The organism is Conexibacter sp. CPCC 206217 (assembly GCF_030646165.1).
Lineage (GTDB): Bacteria > Actinomycetota > Thermoleophilia > Solirubrobacterales > Solirubrobacteraceae > Conexibacter.
The window spans coordinates 1-16,474 of the sequence record NZ_JAUTDO010000007.1 but is presented as its reverse complement, the minus strand read 5'-3'; the positions used below and the strand labels follow the sequence as shown (position 1 = coordinate 16,474).

Genomic DNA, 16,474 nt, shown 5'->3' with positions numbered 1-16,474 from the left:
CCTATGATTTGTATGTTTGTCAAGATCGATCGCCGTCCGTCGCGACACCCAGGCGCAGCTCCAGCCGCCGTCGCGCCGCGACGATCGCCGGCACGTGCGACTGCGGCAGCAGCAGCCGGCCGGCGCAGCGGGCGCGGGCCGTCTCGAGGTCGCCCCGCTCGATCGCCGCCTCGACCTCGAACAGATCCACCGACGCGCCGCCGCGCAGCCGATAGGGACGCGCGCCGAGCCGCTCGCCGAGCAGGCGGCGCAGGCGTGACAGCCCCGCGCGCACGGAGACCGGTCTGCCGCCCTCGCCGAGCAGCTCGAGCGCCAGCTGCTCCGCCGACCATCCGCCGGGCCGCAGCAACAGCAGCATCAGCAGCTCGCCCTGGCGCGGGGACAGCTCGAGCGGCGCGACGGCGCCGCCGAGGCGGACGCGATCGCGTCCGAGCGCCTCGATGCGGAGCTCACCCGCGACCGCGGCCGCGTGCGCCTCGCCCGGCGACTCGCCGCGCAGGCGGCGCGCGCGCCCGTCGGCGGCCTCGGGGACGACGCCGCGACGCTCCGGCTCCGCTGCCCGCAGCGCATCCAGCCGCCGCAGGTCCGCCGCGGCGGCCGCGGCCGCCGCGCGCACGATCGCGAGCGTCAGCGGGTGGGCGGTGCGGGCATCCCCGGAGAGGTCCACGACGCCCAGCAGCGCGCCGTCGGCAGGGTCGTGGATCGGCGCCGCGCTGCAGACCCAGCTGCCGGCGGCGCGCAGGAAGTGCTCGGAGGAGAAGACCTGCAGCGGGTGGCCGGCGACGAGCGCCGTGCCCATCGCGTTGGTGCCGGCGGAGCGCTCGCTCCAGCTGGTCCCGGGCTCCAGCCGCACGGCGCGCGCGATCTCCAGCGCCTGCGCCTCGCCCTCCAGCCACAGCAGCGTCCCGTCGCGATCGCAGACGAGCGCGACGTGGCCGGTCTGGCGGCGCGCCTCCGACAGCACGGCGCGGATCGCCGGCAGCGCGGGCGCGAGCCGGTGCCGTTCCCAGCGCGCGGCGGCCTCCTCCGACCCCACGGCGTCGGTCGGCAGGCCGCCGTCGGCGTCGATGCCGCGCCGCAGCGCGCGCCGCCACGATGCGGCGATCACCGGGCGCACGGTCGCGGGCGCGGTACCGCCGGCGAGCACGTGCTCGCGGGTGCGAGCGAGCGCGCGGGCATGGGCGCGCGGGTCGGCGCCCGACCTCAGCGCCGCCCAGCCGCTCACCCGGCGACCGCCAGGCGGCGCACGCCGCGCAGGTTGCCGTGGTCGTACCACGGGGTCGACGACTCGCGCAGCTGCAGGCGCGGGAAGCGCAGCAGCAGCCCTTCCAGCGCGGTGCCGGTCTCCATCCGCGCGAGCATCGCGCCGAGGCACATGTGCATGCCCTGCGCGAAGCCGAGGTGACGGACGTGCTCGCGCGTCAGGTCGAGCTGCTCGGGCCGTTCGAACTCGTCCGGGTCGCGATTGGCGCCTGCGAGCAGCGTCCACAGCCGCTCCCCGGCCGGGATCTCGACGCCGCCGAGTTGCAGCGGCGCTCTCGTGAGGCGCGTGATGCCGAAGTGGACCGGCGCCGCATAGCGCATCAGCTCCTCGACCGAGCCGCGGATCCGCGCGGGCTCGGCGCGCAGCAGCGCGAGCTGGTCGGGATGCTCGTAGAGCGCCGCGAGCGCGGCGCCGAGGAAGGCGGTCGTCGTGTCCGAGCCTGCCGCCAGCAGCAGCACCGCGAGCGCGATCGTCTCCGAATCGCTCAGCTGGTCGTCCTCGTCGCGTGCGGTGATCAGCTTGCTGAGCAGGTCGTCCGACGGTGTCGAGCGGCGCGCGTCGAGCAGGTCGGTGATGTAGGCGCGCAGCTTCAGCATCGCCGCGTCGGCGGCCGCCATTCGCTCCGGCGGCACCGAGGCGGCGCTGGTCGAGGTGATCGCGAAGTTCCACTCGTGGAAGACCTCGACGTCAGCGGCCGGCACCCCGAGCATGTGGCAGATCACGGCGACCGGGATGCGATCCGCGTAGTCGGCGATCGCGTCGAACTCACCGCGTTCGGCGCATTCGTCGAGCAGCTGGCCGACCAGGCCCTCGACGAACGGGCGCAGCCCCTGCACCGTCTGCTGCGTGAACGCCTGGCGCACCAACCGCCGCTGGCGCGCGTGGTCGGCCGGCTCGTCGAAGTGGAGCATCGACTCGGCGAACGTCTGCAGCGTCGGGCTGGTCGCGTAGCGCGGGTCCGAGCGCGAGGTCGCGCCGGTGCTCGCGCCGGCGAAGCGCAGCGCTCTGTGCACGTCCTGAAAGCGGCTGATCACCCACATGCCGTGCTCGCTGCGGAACAACGGCGCCTCGCGGCGGACGGCGGCGTACAGCTCGAAGACGTCGTCGCGCGCCAGCGGCTGGCCGTGCAGCAGCACGTCCACGACCGCCTCGGGATCGCGCAGGTCGGGCTGCGGCGGCGCCACGGTCATGCGAGCACCTGCATCGTGTCGCGCAGGTCGTTGAAGCCGCGCGCGACGTGGACCATCTGCGCGGGGCGCCACTCGGCGACCGGCAGCGCGTGCAGCGCGTTGACGATCTGGGCGAAGGTCGGCAGGTCCTCCCAGCGCGCGGGCGTGAAGGCGCAGCGGCCCTCGCCGCTCCACGTCTGCAGCACGCGCTGCTCGCTCTGGCCGGGCGGGAACATCACGACGCGCGCGATGTCGGCCTGCTCCAGGCCCGCCGTGCTCGGTTGGTACTGGTAGTTGAAGCGCGGTCGCCCGCCGGCGTTCGTCGTCGCCTCGCTGTCGCGCTCGATGCCGTCGGGGAATGCGGTCAGCTCCAGCCCCTCCCACGTCATGTCGAGGAATCTGAATCCCTCCCAGGACGCCGAGCCGTAGCTCGACCCGCCGTGCGCGATCGGGTCGGGGATGTCGGCGAACAGCTTCGGGTGACCGCACTCCTCGCGCCCGACGATGATCGGGTCGGCCATGTTCTCCCACATCACGGCGACGAAGTCGCCCTCGACACGGTCGCGCTCGCCCTCGAAGACGACCGCGAAGTCGACCTCGACGAAGTGGTAGGCGCGGCCGGCCAGCCACGGCATGTTGTGGTTGTAGTGCATCCGCACGGTGACGAGCGGGACCTCCGCGGGGCGGAAGCCGGCGGGCAGCACAGCGGCGAGCGCCGCGGGTTCGGTCACGAACGCGTTCGACATCAGCGTCGAGCGCGAGACCTCCCCCGTGAAGCGCTTCCCGTCGGGTCCCTGCCGCGGACCCAGGGAGGGGCCAAAGCCCACGGGCATGCGGTAAAGGCTGGACATCGCTCTCCTTCGATGGCTCGGACGAGAGCCTATTACCCTTCGCATGAATGTCAATGATTTCCCTCATCGCACCTCCCGCTCCGGGCGGCGGTGTGATACACCTGACAGGCCACAAACCTAGTATTGGTTATCAGGTAATTGAGGAGGAAACGCTGAGATGGAGCGCCCTGTCGCCCCGCTGCGCGTCGCCGTCGTCGGATCGGGTCCGGCCGGCTTCTACGCCGCCGGACAGCTGCTGAGAGCGCTGCCCGGAGCCGAGGTCGAGATGTTCGACCGGCTGCCGACGCCGTGGGGGCTCGTGCGCGCCGGCGTCGCCCCCGACCACCCGAACATCAAGGCGGTCACGCGCGTCTTCGAGAAGACCGCGAGCCAGCCGGGCTTCCGCTTCCACGGCAACGTCACCGTCGGCCGCGACGTCTCGCACGCCGAGCTGGCCGCGCACTGCCATGCCGTCCTCTACGCGGTCGGCGCGCCCGCAGATCGGCGTCTGGGCATCCCCGGCGAGGAGCTGCCCGGCTCGCTCGCGGCGACCGCGTTCGTCGGCTGGTACAACGGCCACCCGGACTACGCCGACCTCGATCCCGACCTCTCGTGCAGACGCGCGGTCGTCGTCGGCAACGGCAACGTCGCGCTCGACGTCGCGCGGATGCTCGTGCTCGGCCGCGAGGCGCTCGGCGTCACCGACGTCGCCGATCACGCGCTGGAGCTGCTCGGCCGCTCGGCCGTCGAAGAGGTCGTCGTGCTCGGCCGCCGCGGTCCCGCGCAGGCGGCCTTCACCGATCCCGAGCTGGAGGAGCTCGGCGCGCTCGCGGACGTCGACCTGATCGTGCGCCCCGAGGAGCTGGCGCTCGACCCGGCCAGCGCCGCCTGGCTCGACTCCGACGCGGCCTCCGAGACGGCGCGCAGAAACGTCGCCCTGCTGCGTGAGCTGGCCGGTCGCGTGCCGCAGGGCCGGCGCAAGCGGATCGAGCTGCGCTTCCTCGCCTCGCCGCTGGAGATCGTCGGCGACGGGCGCGTCGAGGGCGTGCGGATCAGCCGCAACGCGCTCGACGCGCAGCAGCGCGCGCAACCGATCGGCTGGGAGGAGACGCTCGCGGCCGGGCTCGTGCTGCGCTCGGTCGGCTACCGCGGCGAGCCGGTCCCCGGTCTCCCCTTCGACGAGCGGCGCGCGACGATCGCCAACGAGCGCGGCCGCGTCGTCGACCCCGCCAGCGGCGCGCCGGTTGCGGGCGCCTACACCGCCGGCTGGATCAAGCGCGGGCCGTCGGGGATCATCGGGACGAACAAGAAGTGCGCCCAGGAGACGGTCACCGAGCTGCTCGCCGACCACGCCGCCGGCCTACTGCCGACGCCGCAGGCCGGCGCACAAGAGCTGCTCGACCTGCTGCACGCGCGCAACCCGGACGTCGTCGACTACGCCGGCTGGGAGCTGATCGACGCGCACGAGCGCGAGGCGGGCGCGCCGGCCGGACGCCCGCGCGTGAAGGTCGTGCGGCAGGAGCGCTTCCTGCAGCTCGCCGGACAGCGCAAGAGCGGAGAGGACTGACGATGCCGAAGATCACCTACGTCCACCCGGACGCGCGCACGACGACGCTCGACGGCGTCGTCGGCGACTCGGTGATGGAGACCGCGGTCGCCGGCGAAGTGCCCGAGATCGTCGCGGAGTGCGGCGGCAACATGCAGTGCGCGACCTGTCACGTCTACGTCGACGAAGCGTGGGCCGAGCGGATCCCCGAGGCCGACGACGACGAGGACGCGATGCTCGACGAGACGGTCCTGCCGCGGCAGCCGACGAGCCGGCTGTCGTGCCAGCTGCGTGTCTCCGACGCGATCGACGGGCTGGTCGTGCGACTGCCCGAGCGCCAGACCTGACACCAGCGCCAACGGCTGTGAGATGACGCGTCGGGAGTCGTCTGAGACCCTCGACGCGGCCCAGGATAACTGTTATCCTGAATACCAACGTCGAGGAGAGGAACCGACCGAATGAGCACGACGATCCCTGCGCTCGCGGAAGCCGTCGACCTGAGCGATCCCGAGGACATCGTCGACGCGATGATGCATCGCGCGCCGCTTGCGCTTCCCGGCGACGACACACCGTGGGAGATGTATCGCGCGCTGCGCGATCAGGCGCCGATCTTCAAGAGCAGACACGGCGTCACGGTGGTGACGCGCTATCGCGACTGTCTCGCGACGCTGCGTCACCCGACGATGGACCTCGGCTTCCGCATGCGCGCCGACGCGGCGGCCGGCGTGGTCGCCGCCCAGTTGATGGCGCCGACGATGCTCTACTTCGAGGATCCGGTTGACACGATGCGTCAGCGGCGGCTGATGCGCGGCGCTTTCACGCGCCAGGCGGTCGTCCACCGCCAGCCGGAACTGGACGCGCTCGTCGACGACGTGCTGGCGAGATGCGCCGAGATGGGCTCGTTCGACTTCATGAACGACTTCGCCGACCACATCCCGGTCGCGGTGATGTGCAGCGTGCTCGGCGTGCCGCGCGAGGACGTGCCGATCTTCCGCGACTGGACGCGCCGCAGCGCGCCTGCGACCGGAGCTGTCGTCAACGAGGACGACGCGAAGGACATCGAGCTGGCGTTCGTCGGCCTGCGCGACTACATGACGGGGCTGGTGGCCGAGCGTCGCAAGGCACCCGGCGAGCACGACCTGCTGAGCGTCATGATCCGCGCCTCCGAGGGCGACGAGGCGGTGCTCAGCTCGGAGGAGCTGATCGCGCTCGCGATCTTCGCGCTGTCGGCCGGCTCGGACACGACGACGCAGCTCGTCACCAGCGCCGCCTACACGCTCTCGCGCTTCCCCGCCGAGCAGGCGAAGCTGCGGGCCGACCGCGCGCTGATGCCAGATGCGCTGGAGGAGATGATCCGCCACTCCGGTCCCGTCCACTACGCGCAGCCGCGGCTGGTGATGGAGAGACCGCTGCAGCTCGACGGCTACGAGGTCCCGGTCGGCGACGTCGTCTGGACCTCGGTGCCGGGCGCCAACCGCGACCCGGAGCAGTTCCCAGACCCCGACACCGTCGACTTCGAGCGCCGCGACATCCGCCATCTCGGCTTCTCGCAGGGGATGCACCTCTGCATCGGCGCGATGCTCGCGCGCCTGGAGGCGACGACCGTGATGAACAGATTCCTCGACTGGTTCTCCGCCTACGAGGTGACGGAGGACCAGATCGACTACGTCGACTTCGGCACGATGCGCGGGATCAGAACGCTCAACATGACGACGCAGCGGGCCTGATGCCGCGCGTCGTGCCGGGCTTGTAGGTCCGAGCCCCGCCGCCCAGGAGGCATGTGCTGGGCGGCGGCTACCTCTCGGCCTGCAGCTGCACGACGACCGCGACGTCGAGGCCGAGCTGCGGCAGGCCGAGCTTGGCGCGTTCGTAGACGCGCCGCGGATCGTAGAGCGCCGACCAGCAGTGCCGGACGGCTTGGATGACCGCGCCGGTGCCCTGGACGTCACAGGCGACGTCGTCGTTGCCGGGCTCCAGGTCTGACAGCTCGTGCTCGACGAACGAGGCGCTTACGGTGACGCGGGCGCCTTCGGCAGCGCTCGGTGTCAACGCGTGGTACGCCTGATGGATCTCGGCGTCGATCCAGCTCGGAGTCGGCTCGCACGCGATCAGGCTGCGGGCGACGGCCGCGGCCGCCATCAGCCGCTCGGGCTCCTCGATGCATACATCGGCGAGCGCGGCGGCGAGCCGCCGGCTCAGGTCGCCCGCATCGCACAGCGCGGCGTATGCCGGCGTGCCGACGACGAAGCCGGGCGTCCGGTCGATGCCGGTGCGCGCGCGCTCGCTCAGTCGCGCTCCGAGGCCACCGGCGAAGGCCCCGTCGGCGAACGACAGCTGCGAGAGCGGGCGGGTCGACGTGGGCTGCTCGAGCGGATCTCCCGGCATCGCCTTGCGGACGTGGGAGGAGCAGTTGGGGTCGTTCGGTTCGGCGGCGCGGATCAGGGTCATCGTCATCGGCTCCGGTGTCGTCACACGCCGCGCCGATCGGTCGGCCGCGGCGCGTGGGAAGAGGTTGAGAAGCACGCTACGCCGACGCGGTGGCGCAGTCTTCGGCACTGGCCCGCATGGCTGTTGCGCGAAAGTACGCACGCAGCTCGGGGAGCCGCTCGCAAGCCGCTACGCGCTCCGTTCGAGCAGCCGCTCAGCGAGGTACGGCGCCAGCTCGCGAGCGGCGATCTTCGCGGGCGGCCACCATGGCGGCTGCTCGAAGACGCCGTCCTCGGGCGCGGCACCGGTCAGGTCGGCGCGCAGGTAGCGGGGCCGCCCTCCGGTCAGCAGCACGGAGCGCAGGATCGGGTGAAACGGCGCGGGCGCGGGCGCCGCGCCATGGCGCCAGGCGATGTGCGCGGCCGCGGCGTCCGCCCGCTGCGCGGCGAGCCCGCCCTGCTTGACGGGATCGGCGCACATGTCGCCGACGGCGTAGACGTGCTGCTGGCCGCGCGCGCGGCTGTGCTCGTCGACCGGCACGAAGCCGGCGCCGTCGTGGACGATCCCGAACGGCGCGGGGCCGTGCAGCCGCGGCAGCGCGATCGCCGCGTCGACGTCCAGCGCACCCTCGAACTCGATCCACAGGACGCCCTCGTCGAAGCGCTCGACGACCCCTGCGGTCAGCACCTGCACCCCGTGCTCGTCGAGCAGCTCCGTCACGCGCTGCGCAGCGTCGGCGCCGAAGACGCCGAGCGGCTGTTCCTCCGGCGTGACGACGAAGACGGCCGGCGCGCGGCCCTGGCGGTCGTGCTCCGCGGCCAGGCCGAGCGCCAGCTCGTACAGCGGCAGCGTCCAGCCCTCCCCGCCCGCGGCCGTCAGCGCGATGCGCCGGACACGGCCGGCGCGCACGCCCTCGACCACCGCGGCCACCGCCGGGACGTCGCGCGGGTCGCCGAAGCGGATCGCGCCGCGCGGCACCGGCTGCGGACGGGCGCCGAGCGCGAGCACCAGCGCGTCGTACGGCAGCCGCGCGCCGTCGCGCGTCGTCACGATGCGATGCTGCGGGTCGACCTCCTCAAGCGCGTCGTGGACGAACGCCGCGCCGTGCTCGGCGGCGATCTCGGCCAGCGGCAGCGACGGCGGCGCGGCGCCCGTGAACGGCTCGGCGACCGCGAGCGGGCGGTAGACGAACGCCCGCTCGGGCGCGAGCAGCGTCAACTCGACCGCGCCGGCGAGCAGGCGGTGCAGCGCCAGCAGCGCCTCGATCGCGCCGACGCCGCCGCCGGCGACGACGATCCGTCTCGCCGGCGCGACGCTCATGTCGTCGCCGCGACGTCTGGCACCGACCGCGCGCCGTCGGGCGCCGTCGAGCGCTCGCCGGCGGCAATCGCGGAGTGCGCGTGGTCGGATGCCGCCGCGGGCTCGTCGGGGGCGGCGGAGCGCGGGTGCAGCAGCACCGGGCAGGCCGCGTCGCGCACGACCGCCGTGCTGACGCTTCCCAGCAGCACGCGCAGCGACGGCCCATGGCTGCGCGAGCCGAGCACGAGCAGGTCGAGCTGCTCGGTCGCCGCGATCAGCTCGTGCGCGGCGCGACCCTCCGGACGCTTGATCTCGATCCGCTCGATGCCGTGCCGCCACAGCTCGCGCTCCGCGCCGTCGAGGTGCTGGCTGGCGAGCTCGAGCATGTCGTCGGCGTAGCTGCCGTAGCCGTAGGCGTCGACCAGCGGCGGGCCGACGGTGTCGGCGACGTCGATCGCGACGACCATCGCCGCGCTGCCGCGTGCGAGCTCCGCCGCGAGCGCAAGCGCTTGGCGGGCTTCGGTCGAGCCGTCGTAGGCGAGGCCGATGCGGCGCAGCGCGCCCTCGCCCGCGCGGTCGGCGTACCCGGGCGGCGCCACCGCGACCGCGCGCGGCGAGCCCATCAGCGTCTGCTCCGTCGCGCTGCCCCCGAAGATGCGCCCGAGCCCGTGCCGATGGCTCGCCCCGACGACGATCACGTCGAAGTCGCCCTCGCTCGCAAGACGGTGCAGACCGGCGCTCGGCGATGTCCCGCGGACCGCGCGCAAGCCCCACTCGGCGGCGTCCGGGAGCCTCCGGCGAACCCCGTCGAGCAGCTCCTCGGCCTCAGCCTGCAGGCGCTGCTCGCGCAGGCTCGGCTCGCCGCGCCCGTTCTTGGGGATCAGCGCGTCGTACACGTTCGCGACGACGACGGTGGGCGTCTCGACCGCGTCCGCGAGCACGCGTCCGAGCGCCAGCGCGTCCTCCCCACGGGAGGAGCCGTCGTAGCCGATCAGGATCTTGTGCATCGTTCGTCTCCGGGTTCGCGGGTCGGCAGCATGTGTGACGACGACGCTACGCCCGCACTCGCGCCGCTCCATCAGCCGCCCGCCGCAGACCCGATCCGTAGAAACGACGGATGCCGAGCCGGCGCTCAGCTACGCAGGTCACGGCGTTCGAGCGCGAGCGCGGCCACGCCCGCCAGCAGCAGCGCGACGCCTACCAGCAGCGCCGCCCGCCACAGCTGCAGTCCGGCGCCGACGAGCACGCTGTCGCTGGCGTACCAGGCGAACGGCGACAGGTCGCGCAGCGAGGAGAGGCTGTCGACCAGCGGCGCGAGCGCGTTCAGCATGTACGCGGCGACAGCCGCAGCCGACGTCAGGCCGAGCGCAAGCCCACGCGCCCCGGTCGCGCAGCCGATCGCCAGCGCGAGCGCCCCGAACGGCAGCGCGACAAGCACCGTCGCGAGCGAGATCTGCGCGAGGCGCCCGAGCGGGACGTCGAGCGTGCTCAGCAGCGAGCCGAGCGCGAGCGACGCGAACAGCACCAGCCCGAGCGCGAACAGCACGGCGACGCCGCCGGCGACCTTCTCCAGCAGCATCCGCCGGCGCGTGAGCGGCATCGACATCAGCAGGTCGATCGTGCCGCGCTCCTCCTCCGCGGCGACCGCGCGCGATCCCATTCCGATCGCGACGACGAGGAACAGCAGCGGCATCATCAACGCGAACAGCTCGGTGTTGAGATAGCCGGCCGGGGTGCTGTAGCCGGCCCCGCCGGTCAGCGCGCGCGCCGCCTCGGGCAGGTCGTCGAAGAACGACTGCAGCTGCGGGTTGTCGCGCACCGACGGCCAGTAGGCGACGATCGTCGCAGTCAGCACCACGAGCCCGGCGCTCCATCCGGCGAGGCTGCGGCGACGGTCGTGCAGCGTCTTGGCGAACACGCTAGCGAGCATCGGATCCTCCGCTGTCGTCGAGCAGTTGCAGGAACAGGTCGTCGAGGTCGGGCTCGCGGCTGGCGAGCGTCAGCACGCGATGGCGCGCCGCCTCCTTGACGACCGCGTCCGCCGGGCCGTCGAGCGTCAGCGTCACGTGCGCGCCGGCATGCTCGACGCCGGCGACGCCGGGCAGCCGCTCGAAGGCGCCTGCCGGCGGCGGCTGCTCGAAGCGCAGCTCCAGGCGGCGCGTCAGCCGCGCCTTCAGCGCCGCGACGTCGTCCACCAGCGCGACCCGCCCCTCGCGCACCAGCGCGACGCGGTCGGCGAGCCGGTCGACCTCGCTCAGCACGTGCGAGGAGAGGAAGACGGTCTGCCCGCGCTCGCGCGCCTCCTCCAGCATCCGCCCGAACTCGCGCTGCACGAGCGGGTCCAGGCCGCCGGTCGGCTCGTCGAGGATCAGCAGCTCGGGTCGGTGCATGAACGCCTGCACCAGCCCGACCTTCTGCTTGTTGCCCTTCGAGAGCGTGCGGATCGGCCGCTCCAGCTCCAGCGACAACCGCTCGGCCAGCGGCGCGATCGCAGCCGCGCCGGCGCCGCGCAGTGCGGCGAGGTGACCGAGCAGCTGCGCCGCGGTCAGGTCCTCGTACAACGCCAGCTCGCCCGGCAGGTAGCCGACGCGACGGCGCACCTCGACCCCGTCGCGGCGCGCGTCCAGCCCCAGCACGCGCACGTCGCCGCCACTGGGCCGAATCAGGTCCAGCAGCAGCCGGATCGTCGTCGTCTTGCCCGCCCCGTTGGGACCGATGAAGCCGAACACCTCCCCGCACTCGACCCGCAGGTCGATCGCGGCGAGCGCCTGCTGGCGCCCGTAGCGCTTGCTCACGCCGCGCAGCTCGATCGCGGGCACGGCCGGTGGAGCCGACGACGACGGCCGCGGGGGTACCGGAGCCGGGTGCGGCGCCGCGGTCATCGCGCCTTCTCGGACTCGTCCGCCGGACGCGGCACCAGCAGCAGCGAGCACGGTGCGTCGCGCAGCAGCGACTCCGCGACGCTCCCGATCACCACGCGCGAGAAGCGACCCCAGTGCCGCGAGCCGATCACCAGCAGATCGGCGTCCGCTGCGGCGTGCGCCAGCTCGGCGTCGGGATCCCCGGTTCGCACCTCGGCCGCCGCGACCTCGTCGGACTGCGACGCGCGCGCGACGACCTCGTCGGCGCGCTCACGCTGGCGTGCGATCAGCTCGTCCCATTCGAGCAGCTCGAGTCCTTCGCTGAAGCGGCCGAAGCGCAGCGGCAGCTTGTCGTCGACGACCGCGACCGCCTTCAGGTGCGCGCCCAGCGATGCCGCCAGCCGGCTGGCGAGCGCAAGCGCCGCGTCCGCCTCCGGGCCGCCGTCGATTCCGACGACGATCCGCCGCACGACGAGCGGCAGGTGCGCCAGCCCGTGGGCCGCGAGCGCCACCGGGCACGTCGCGTCGTCGATCGCCTGACGAGCGTCACGACCGGCGCGCGCGTGGCCGCGCGCGGCGGACGGCGCCGAGCCGAGCACCAGCAGGTCGGCGTGTTCCTCGCGCGCGGCGCGACGCAGCGCGCGCGCCGGCGAGAGGTCGCTCAGCGGACGCGTGACCGCGCGCGGCGCATACTCGTCGCGGACCGCGAGCAGCGTCCGCTCGACGTCCTCCAGCGGCTTCACCTGCGGACCGAGCAGCAACGGCAGCGGCAGCAGCGACTCGCGCCACACGCCGGTCAGCAGCACCAGCGGGTCGTCGGCGGACGCCAACGCGGTCGCCAGAACAGCCGCGTCGCGCCCGCCCTCGGCTCCGTCGACGCCCGTCACGATCACTCTCAGCATGGCTCCTCCTTGCGGGTCGGGCGGATGTGCGGACGCCGCAGGTCGCCGACATCCCGCATCGATCACGTAACCGCTCGCACGCTAAGCCGTCCGCCGATCCCCGCCATCCGCAGCGACAGCCCGTACCGACGCGGGAATCTACGGAGCGCGCTGGCAAGACGAGGACGGCGTCGTCACGTTGCCGCGCCGTCGAGCGCCGCGGCCAGCGCGTCAGCGATCTGCGCCGGTGGACGATCGCTGCGCAGCAGGTGGTGACGCTCCGGCGTGACCTCGGCGAGCGGCTCGAACTCGGCCAGTTGCGACAGCGCACGCGCGGGCGTCGCGTCGGAGATGCGGCCGGGATCGGCGAGCCGTCGCTGCGCGCGCTCGCGCACGACCGCCGCGGGCGCCGTCAGCTCGATGTGGACGACGGTGCCGGTGTCGCCGCCCAGCGCCTCGGCGAACGCAGCCCGGTCGACGCGGTTGCGGAAGGTCGCATCGACGATCGCGCCCTCCGAGGCCGCCGTCGCAGCACGTGCGAGCGCACGGTGGGTGCGGCGGTTCATCTCCGGTGTGTAGGCCGCGTCGTCGGCCCGCGACGTCGCGGGGATGCCGGCGAGCTGCTTGCGCACGACGTCGGCGGACAGCACCGGCCGGCCGCTGCGTCGCGCCAGCTCGCTCGCAAGGCAGCTCTTCCCGCTCGCCGACGGCCCGCAGACCACGAGGACCTGCGGGAGTCGCAGCCGCCACGCGAACCGCTCCGCGACCGCCAGCAGGGCTTCGGCCAACGCGCGTGCCGCGACGGCCTCCGGCGGCCGGGACTGCGCCGCGCGCAGCAGCGCGACCTTCGCGCGCACGTGAGCCTTGTGGATCGCGTGGAAGGCGACGAGACCGGGCGCGCCGAGGTCTCCCCCAGCGCCGCGGTAGGCGTCGAGCAGCGCGCGTGCCGCGTCCGGGCGGCCGAGCGCGGTCAGGTCCATCGCGAGGAACGCGAGCTCGTCCGCGACGTCGATCTGGCGCCAGTCGCGGTTGAACTCGAGCCGATCGACGATCCGCACCGGCGGCCCCGGAAGGACGTGCTCGGCGCGCAGGTCGCCGTGCAGCTCGCGCACGTGGCCGTCGACCGCCCGCGCGGCGAGCGTCGCGGCGTGGGCGCTCGCCCATGCGGAGGCGCAGCGCCATTGCGCCACCACCATCCCGCGTCCGCGCACGCCGGAGCGCTCGTCGCCGAGCGCCTCGATCAGCTCCTCGGCGTTGCCGTCCAGGAGCCGCAGCGCCGCGACGGCTGCGTCGGCCGGCGTCGCGGGGAGGTCAGCCGCGACTGGCGCTGCGCGATGGAATGCGGCGAGTCGTTCGGCGACGGCGCGCACGTGGTGCTCCTCCAGCCGGCCGCCGTCGATGAGTCCCGCGAGCGTGGCGGACTCGTCGAAGCGCCGCATCTCGATCGCGTACTCGACCGCTGCGGGTTGCGCGGCGGGCCCGAGCCCCAGCCGTTCCCCGTCACCGGTCGGCGCGAGCGAACACACGCCGAGGTAGACGTCCGGCGCCAGCGCGCGGTTCAGCGCCAGCTCGGCCTCGCAGGCGGCTCGCCGCCGGGCGAGCGTGCTCTGGTCCAGGAACGCGAAACGGATCGGCTTCTTGACCTTGTACGCCCGCTCGCCGGCGAGCACGACCCACGAGGCGTGCGTCTCGCGCAGCGCGACCGAGGCGGGATCGCAGCCGTGCAGCGTGGGATCGAGCAGCGCCCGCACCGCCGCAGGCAACGGCTGCGCGGTGGCCGTCATGGCCGCAGCGCCCGCAGCGCGTTGAGGATCACGGCGACGTCGATCGCCTCCTGCAGCAGCGCTCCGGCGACCGGCGGCAGATAGCCGAACGCCGCGACGACCATCGCGGCGACGCTCAGCCCGATCCCGGCGATCACGCTCTGGCGCGCGATCCGCATGGTGCGCCGGCCGATCCGCACCGCCTCCGCCACGCGGTCGATCCGGTCGACGGTGATGACGGCATCGGCCGCCTCGCTGGAGACCGTGCGGCTCTCCCCCGCCAGCGCGATCCCGACGTCCGCGAGCGCCAGCGCGGGCGCGTCGTTGACGCCGTCGCCGACCATCACGACCGGCCGCAGCTCGGGCCGCTCGCGCGCCGCGCGCACGACCGCGAGCTTCTGCTGCGGCGACTGTTCGGCGTAGACGCGGTCCAGCCCGACCTGCTCGGCGACCGCCTCGGCGACGGCAGCGACGTCGCCGGTGACCATCGCCACCTGTCGCACGCCCGCCGCGTGCAGGTCCTGCACGAGTCTCGCCGCATCCGGTCGCAGCCGGTCGGCCATCACGAGCACCCCGGCGAGCTGGTCGCCGACGCCGACGTGCACGAGCGCGCGGCCGGGCGGGGCGTGCGGCGGCTCCCGCACCGACGCGGCGCGCGCGACGCTCCGAGCCGATGCGGCAGCGGAGCTCGCGGCAGCGGTGCCAACGGCAGCGGAGCCGTTCGTCGCATGAAAGCCCTGTGCGACGAGCCAGGCGCGGCCGCCGACACCGACGCGTCGGCCGTCCACCTGCGCGACGATCCCGTCGCCGGGTTGCTCACGCGCATCGTGCGGCGCCGGCAGCGTCAGGCCGCGCCGCTCGGCGTCGTGCACGATCCCGTCCGCGAGCACGTGCGCCGAGAGCTGATCGACCGACGCGGCGAGCGTCAGCAGCTCGTCGTCGGAGCGGCCGTCATACGCGAGCACCCGCTCCACCGCCGGCTGGCCGCGCGTCAGCGTCCCGGTCTTGTCGAGCAGCACGGTGCGCGCGCTGCCGAGCCGCTCCAACGCGGTCCCGCCCTTCAGCACGATTCCTTCGGCGGCGGCGCGCGAGAGACCCGAGACGAGCGCGATCGGCGCCGCCAGGATCAGCGGACACGGCGTCGCCACGACGAGCACGGCGAGCGCGCGCACCGCCTCCCCGCTCAGCGCCCACGCCAGCCCCGCCAGCGTCAGCGCCACGGGCAGGAAGATCAGCGCGTACCTGTCCGCCAGCCGTGTGAACGGCGGCTTCTCGCGCTCCGCCGCGCGCACCAGTCTCACCAGCGCGGCGTACGAGCTGTCGGCCGCGCCGCGGGTCGCGCGCAACTCGAATGCGTCGCCGGCGTTCGCCGTGCCGCTGCGAACGGCCTGGCCGCGCGCCACCGCGATCGGCAGCGCCTCGCCCGTGATCGCGGCGGCGTCGATCGACGCGCGCTCGCTCTGCACGACCCCGTCGACCGGGACCAGCTCGCCCGCGCGCACGAGCAGCACGTCAGCGGGAGCGACCGTCTCGACCGGGATCTCGACCCACCGCTCGCCGTCGTGACGGTGTGCGATCTGCGGCGCGCGCCGCAGCAGCGCTGTCAGCTCCCGCCGCGCACGGCCGTCGGCATCGGCCTCCAGCGCGTTGCCACCGGCCAGCATCACCGCGATGACGGCGCCGGCGAGCAGCTCACCGCCGATCAGCGCGCCGGCCATCGCCAGCAGCGCGATCACGTCAACGCCCGCGTCGCCGTGCAGCAGTGCCCGCGCGACGGACCACGTCAGCGGCACGAGCGTCGCGGCGATCGTGACCGTCCACAGCGCGTCGCCGGCGTCGGACGCGTTTGCGAGATGGCAGAGGCCTCCCGCCACGGTACCGACCAGCGCGGCCGCTGCAGCCGATTCCGGTGCGGCCCGGCGAATGCGGGTTGAAGAAGCTCCGGTCTCCGGCATCACGGCAAGTCTCGCCGCGCGCCGCCGCCCCGCACATCCGCAACGATCCGCATGCGATCCGGTGAACTACGCAGCCGCGGCGCGATCACCGCGCGAACGTTCGGTGAAGCGGCTTGATCGCCGCGTGCACGCGCGTAGAGTGAGCGACGATGCTCGACGAACAGCGCCTGCGGCGGATCCTCGAAGTCGGCCGCTCGGTGGTCTCCGAGCTGGATCTGGAGACGCTGCTGCAACGCGTGCTGGAGGAGTCGCGAGCGCTGACGGGCGCGAGATACGCGGCGCTCGGGATCCTCGACGACGACCGCACCGAACTGGAGCGCTTCCTGACGGTCGGGATCCCGCCCGAGGCGCATGGCGCGATCGGCGCACTGCCGCGCGGGCGCGGCGTGCTGGGCGTGCTGATCAACGACCCGAGACCGCTGCGCCTGGACGACGTCGGCGACCACCCGCGCTCCTACGGCTTCCCGCTCGACCACCCG

General features: G+C 73.8%; 15 protein-coding genes. 4 read left to right on the top strand and 11 right to left on the bottom strand.

What is annotated here, in order from left to right:
* Positions 1-19: 19 nt before the first annotated feature.
* Genes Q7L65_RS19195 through Q7L65_RS19185 form a run of 3 tightly spaced genes read right to left on the bottom strand, consistent with a single transcriptional unit; the run spans position 20 to position 3,266 of the window.
* The gene (locus Q7L65_RS19195) at positions 20-1,225 is read right to left on the bottom strand and encodes a GAF domain-containing protein (protein WP_304723602.1); all 1,206 of its coding nucleotides are present in this window, start codon (positions 1,223-1,225) and stop codon (positions 20-22) included.
* Complete coding sequence (locus Q7L65_RS19190) at positions 1,222-2,454, bottom strand: cytochrome P450 (RefSeq protein WP_304723600.1); 1,233 nt, start codon at positions 2,452-2,454, stop codon at positions 1,222-1,224. Before Q7L65_RS19190 ends, Q7L65_RS19195 begins: the two co-directional genes overlap by 4 nt.
* Positions 2,451-3,266: an acetoacetate decarboxylase family protein gene (locus Q7L65_RS19185; RefSeq protein WP_304723599.1), complete on the bottom strand. Its 816-nt coding sequence runs from the start codon at positions 3,264-3,266 to the stop codon at positions 2,451-2,453. The genes Q7L65_RS19190 and Q7L65_RS19185 overlap by 4 nt, the downstream gene beginning before the upstream one ends.
* Before the next feature lie 175 nt (positions 3,267-3,441).
* Here Q7L65_RS19185 and Q7L65_RS19180 point away from each other — a divergent pair, with 175 nt between their 5' ends.
* From Q7L65_RS19180 to Q7L65_RS19170, 3 genes are all read left to right on the top strand, one after another.
* Positions 3,442-4,830 (top strand): FAD-dependent oxidoreductase, encoded by a 1,389-nt coding sequence (locus Q7L65_RS19180; protein WP_304723597.1) that lies wholly within the window; start codon positions 3,442-3,444, stop codon positions 4,828-4,830.
* Positions 4,831-4,832: 2 nt separating this feature from the next.
* The gene (locus Q7L65_RS19175) at positions 4,833-5,156 is read left to right on the top strand and encodes a 2Fe-2S iron-sulfur cluster-binding protein (RefSeq protein WP_304723595.1); all 324 of its coding nucleotides are present in this window, start codon (positions 4,833-4,835) and stop codon (positions 5,154-5,156) included.
* A gap of 111 nt (positions 5,157-5,267) precedes the next feature.
* Entirely contained in the window at positions 5,268-6,536 is a 1,269-nt protein-coding gene (locus tag Q7L65_RS19170; protein WP_304723593.1) for a cytochrome P450, read from the top strand.
* Positions 6,537-6,603: 67 nt separating this feature from the next.
* Here Q7L65_RS19170 and Q7L65_RS19165 read toward each other — a convergent pair whose 3' ends face one another.
* From Q7L65_RS19165 to Q7L65_RS19130, 8 genes are all read right to left on the bottom strand, one after another.
* Positions 6,604-7,263, bottom strand: a complete 660-nt coding sequence (locus Q7L65_RS19165) for a PEP/pyruvate-binding domain-containing protein (protein WP_304723591.1) — start codon at positions 7,261-7,263, stop codon at positions 6,604-6,606.
* Between the two features lie 162 nt (positions 7,264-7,425).
* Positions 7,426-8,556: an FAD-dependent oxidoreductase gene (locus tag Q7L65_RS19160; RefSeq protein ID WP_304723589.1), complete on the bottom strand. Its 1,131-nt coding sequence runs from the start codon at positions 8,554-8,556 to the stop codon at positions 7,426-7,428.
* Positions 8,553-9,542, bottom strand: a complete 990-nt coding sequence (locus Q7L65_RS19155; RefSeq protein WP_304723587.1) for a universal stress protein — start codon at positions 9,540-9,542, stop codon at positions 8,553-8,555. The genes Q7L65_RS19160 and Q7L65_RS19155 overlap by 4 nt, the downstream gene beginning before the upstream one ends.
* Positions 9,543-9,667: 125 nt before the next feature.
* A complete protein-coding gene (locus tag Q7L65_RS19150) occupies positions 9,668-10,465 on the bottom strand; it encodes an ABC transporter permease (protein WP_304723585.1) in 798 nt (265 codons plus the stop codon).
* Positions 10,455-11,354 (bottom strand): ABC transporter ATP-binding protein, encoded by a 900-nt coding sequence (locus Q7L65_RS19145; protein ID WP_304723583.1) that lies wholly within the window; start codon positions 11,352-11,354, stop codon positions 10,455-10,457. The genes Q7L65_RS19150 and Q7L65_RS19145 overlap by 11 nt, the downstream gene beginning before the upstream one ends.
* A gap of 59 nt (positions 11,355-11,413) precedes the next feature.
* Positions 11,414-12,298 carry a universal stress protein gene (locus tag Q7L65_RS19140; RefSeq protein ID WP_304723579.1) on the bottom strand — a complete coding sequence of 295 codons (885 nt, stop codon included), beginning with the start codon at positions 12,296-12,298 and terminating at the stop codon, positions 11,414-11,416.
* Between the two features lie 173 nt (positions 12,299-12,471).
* Positions 12,472-14,061 (bottom strand): AAA family ATPase, encoded by a 1,590-nt coding sequence (locus Q7L65_RS19135; protein ID WP_304723578.1) that lies wholly within the window; start codon positions 14,059-14,061, stop codon positions 12,472-12,474.
* Positions 14,058-15,914, bottom strand: coding sequence for a heavy metal translocating P-type ATPase (locus Q7L65_RS19130; protein ID WP_304723576.1), 1,857 nt, complete (start codon positions 15,912-15,914; stop codon positions 14,058-14,060). Before Q7L65_RS19130 ends, Q7L65_RS19135 begins: the two co-directional genes overlap by 4 nt.
* Positions 15,915-16,144: 230 nt before the next feature.
* Between Q7L65_RS19130 and Q7L65_RS19125 the strand changes: the two genes are divergently transcribed.
* A partial coding sequence (locus Q7L65_RS19125; protein WP_304723574.1) for a GAF domain-containing protein occupies positions 16,145-16,474 on the top strand: 330 nt, incomplete at its 3' end.

Bases quoted from the DNA above. Each gene is read 5' to 3' on its own strand.
- Q7L65_RS19190 (WP_304723600.1), bottom strand. From the start codon at position 2,454: ATGACCGTGGCGCCGCCGCAGCCCGACCTGCGCGATCCCGAGGCGGTC.
- Q7L65_RS19185 (WP_304723599.1), bottom strand. From the start codon at position 3,266: ATGCCCGTGGGCTTTGGCCCCTCCCTGGGTCCGCGGCAGGGACCCGAC.
- Q7L65_RS19180 (WP_304723597.1), top strand. From the start codon at position 3,442: ATGGAGCGCCCTGTCGCCCCGCTGCGCGTCGCCGTCGTCGGATCGGGT.
- Q7L65_RS19175 (WP_304723595.1), top strand. From the start codon at position 4,833: ATGCCGAAGATCACCTACGTCCACCCGGACGCGCGCACGACGACGCTC.
- Q7L65_RS19170 (WP_304723593.1), top strand. From the start codon at position 5,268: ATGAGCACGACGATCCCTGCGCTCGCGGAAGCCGTCGACCTGAGCGAT.
- Q7L65_RS19165 (WP_304723591.1), bottom strand. From the start codon at position 7,263: ATGACGATGACCCTGATCCGCGCCGCCGAACCGAACGACCCCAACTGC.
- Q7L65_RS19160 (WP_304723589.1), bottom strand. From the start codon at position 8,556: ATGAGCGTCGCGCCGGCGAGACGGATCGTCGTCGCCGGCGGCGGCGTC.
- Q7L65_RS19155 (WP_304723587.1), bottom strand. From the start codon at position 9,542: ATGCACAAGATCCTGATCGGCTACGACGGCTCCTCCCGTGGGGAGGAC.
- Q7L65_RS19150 (WP_304723585.1), bottom strand. From the start codon at position 10,465: ATGCTCGCTAGCGTGTTCGCCAAGACGCTGCACGACCGTCGCCGCAGC.
- Q7L65_RS19140 (WP_304723579.1), bottom strand. From the start codon at position 12,298: ATGCTGAGAGTGATCGTGACGGGCGTCGACGGAGCCGAGGGCGGGCGC.
- Q7L65_RS19135 (WP_304723578.1), bottom strand. From the start codon at position 14,061: ATGACGGCCACCGCGCAGCCGTTGCCTGCGGCGGTGCGGGCGCTGCTC.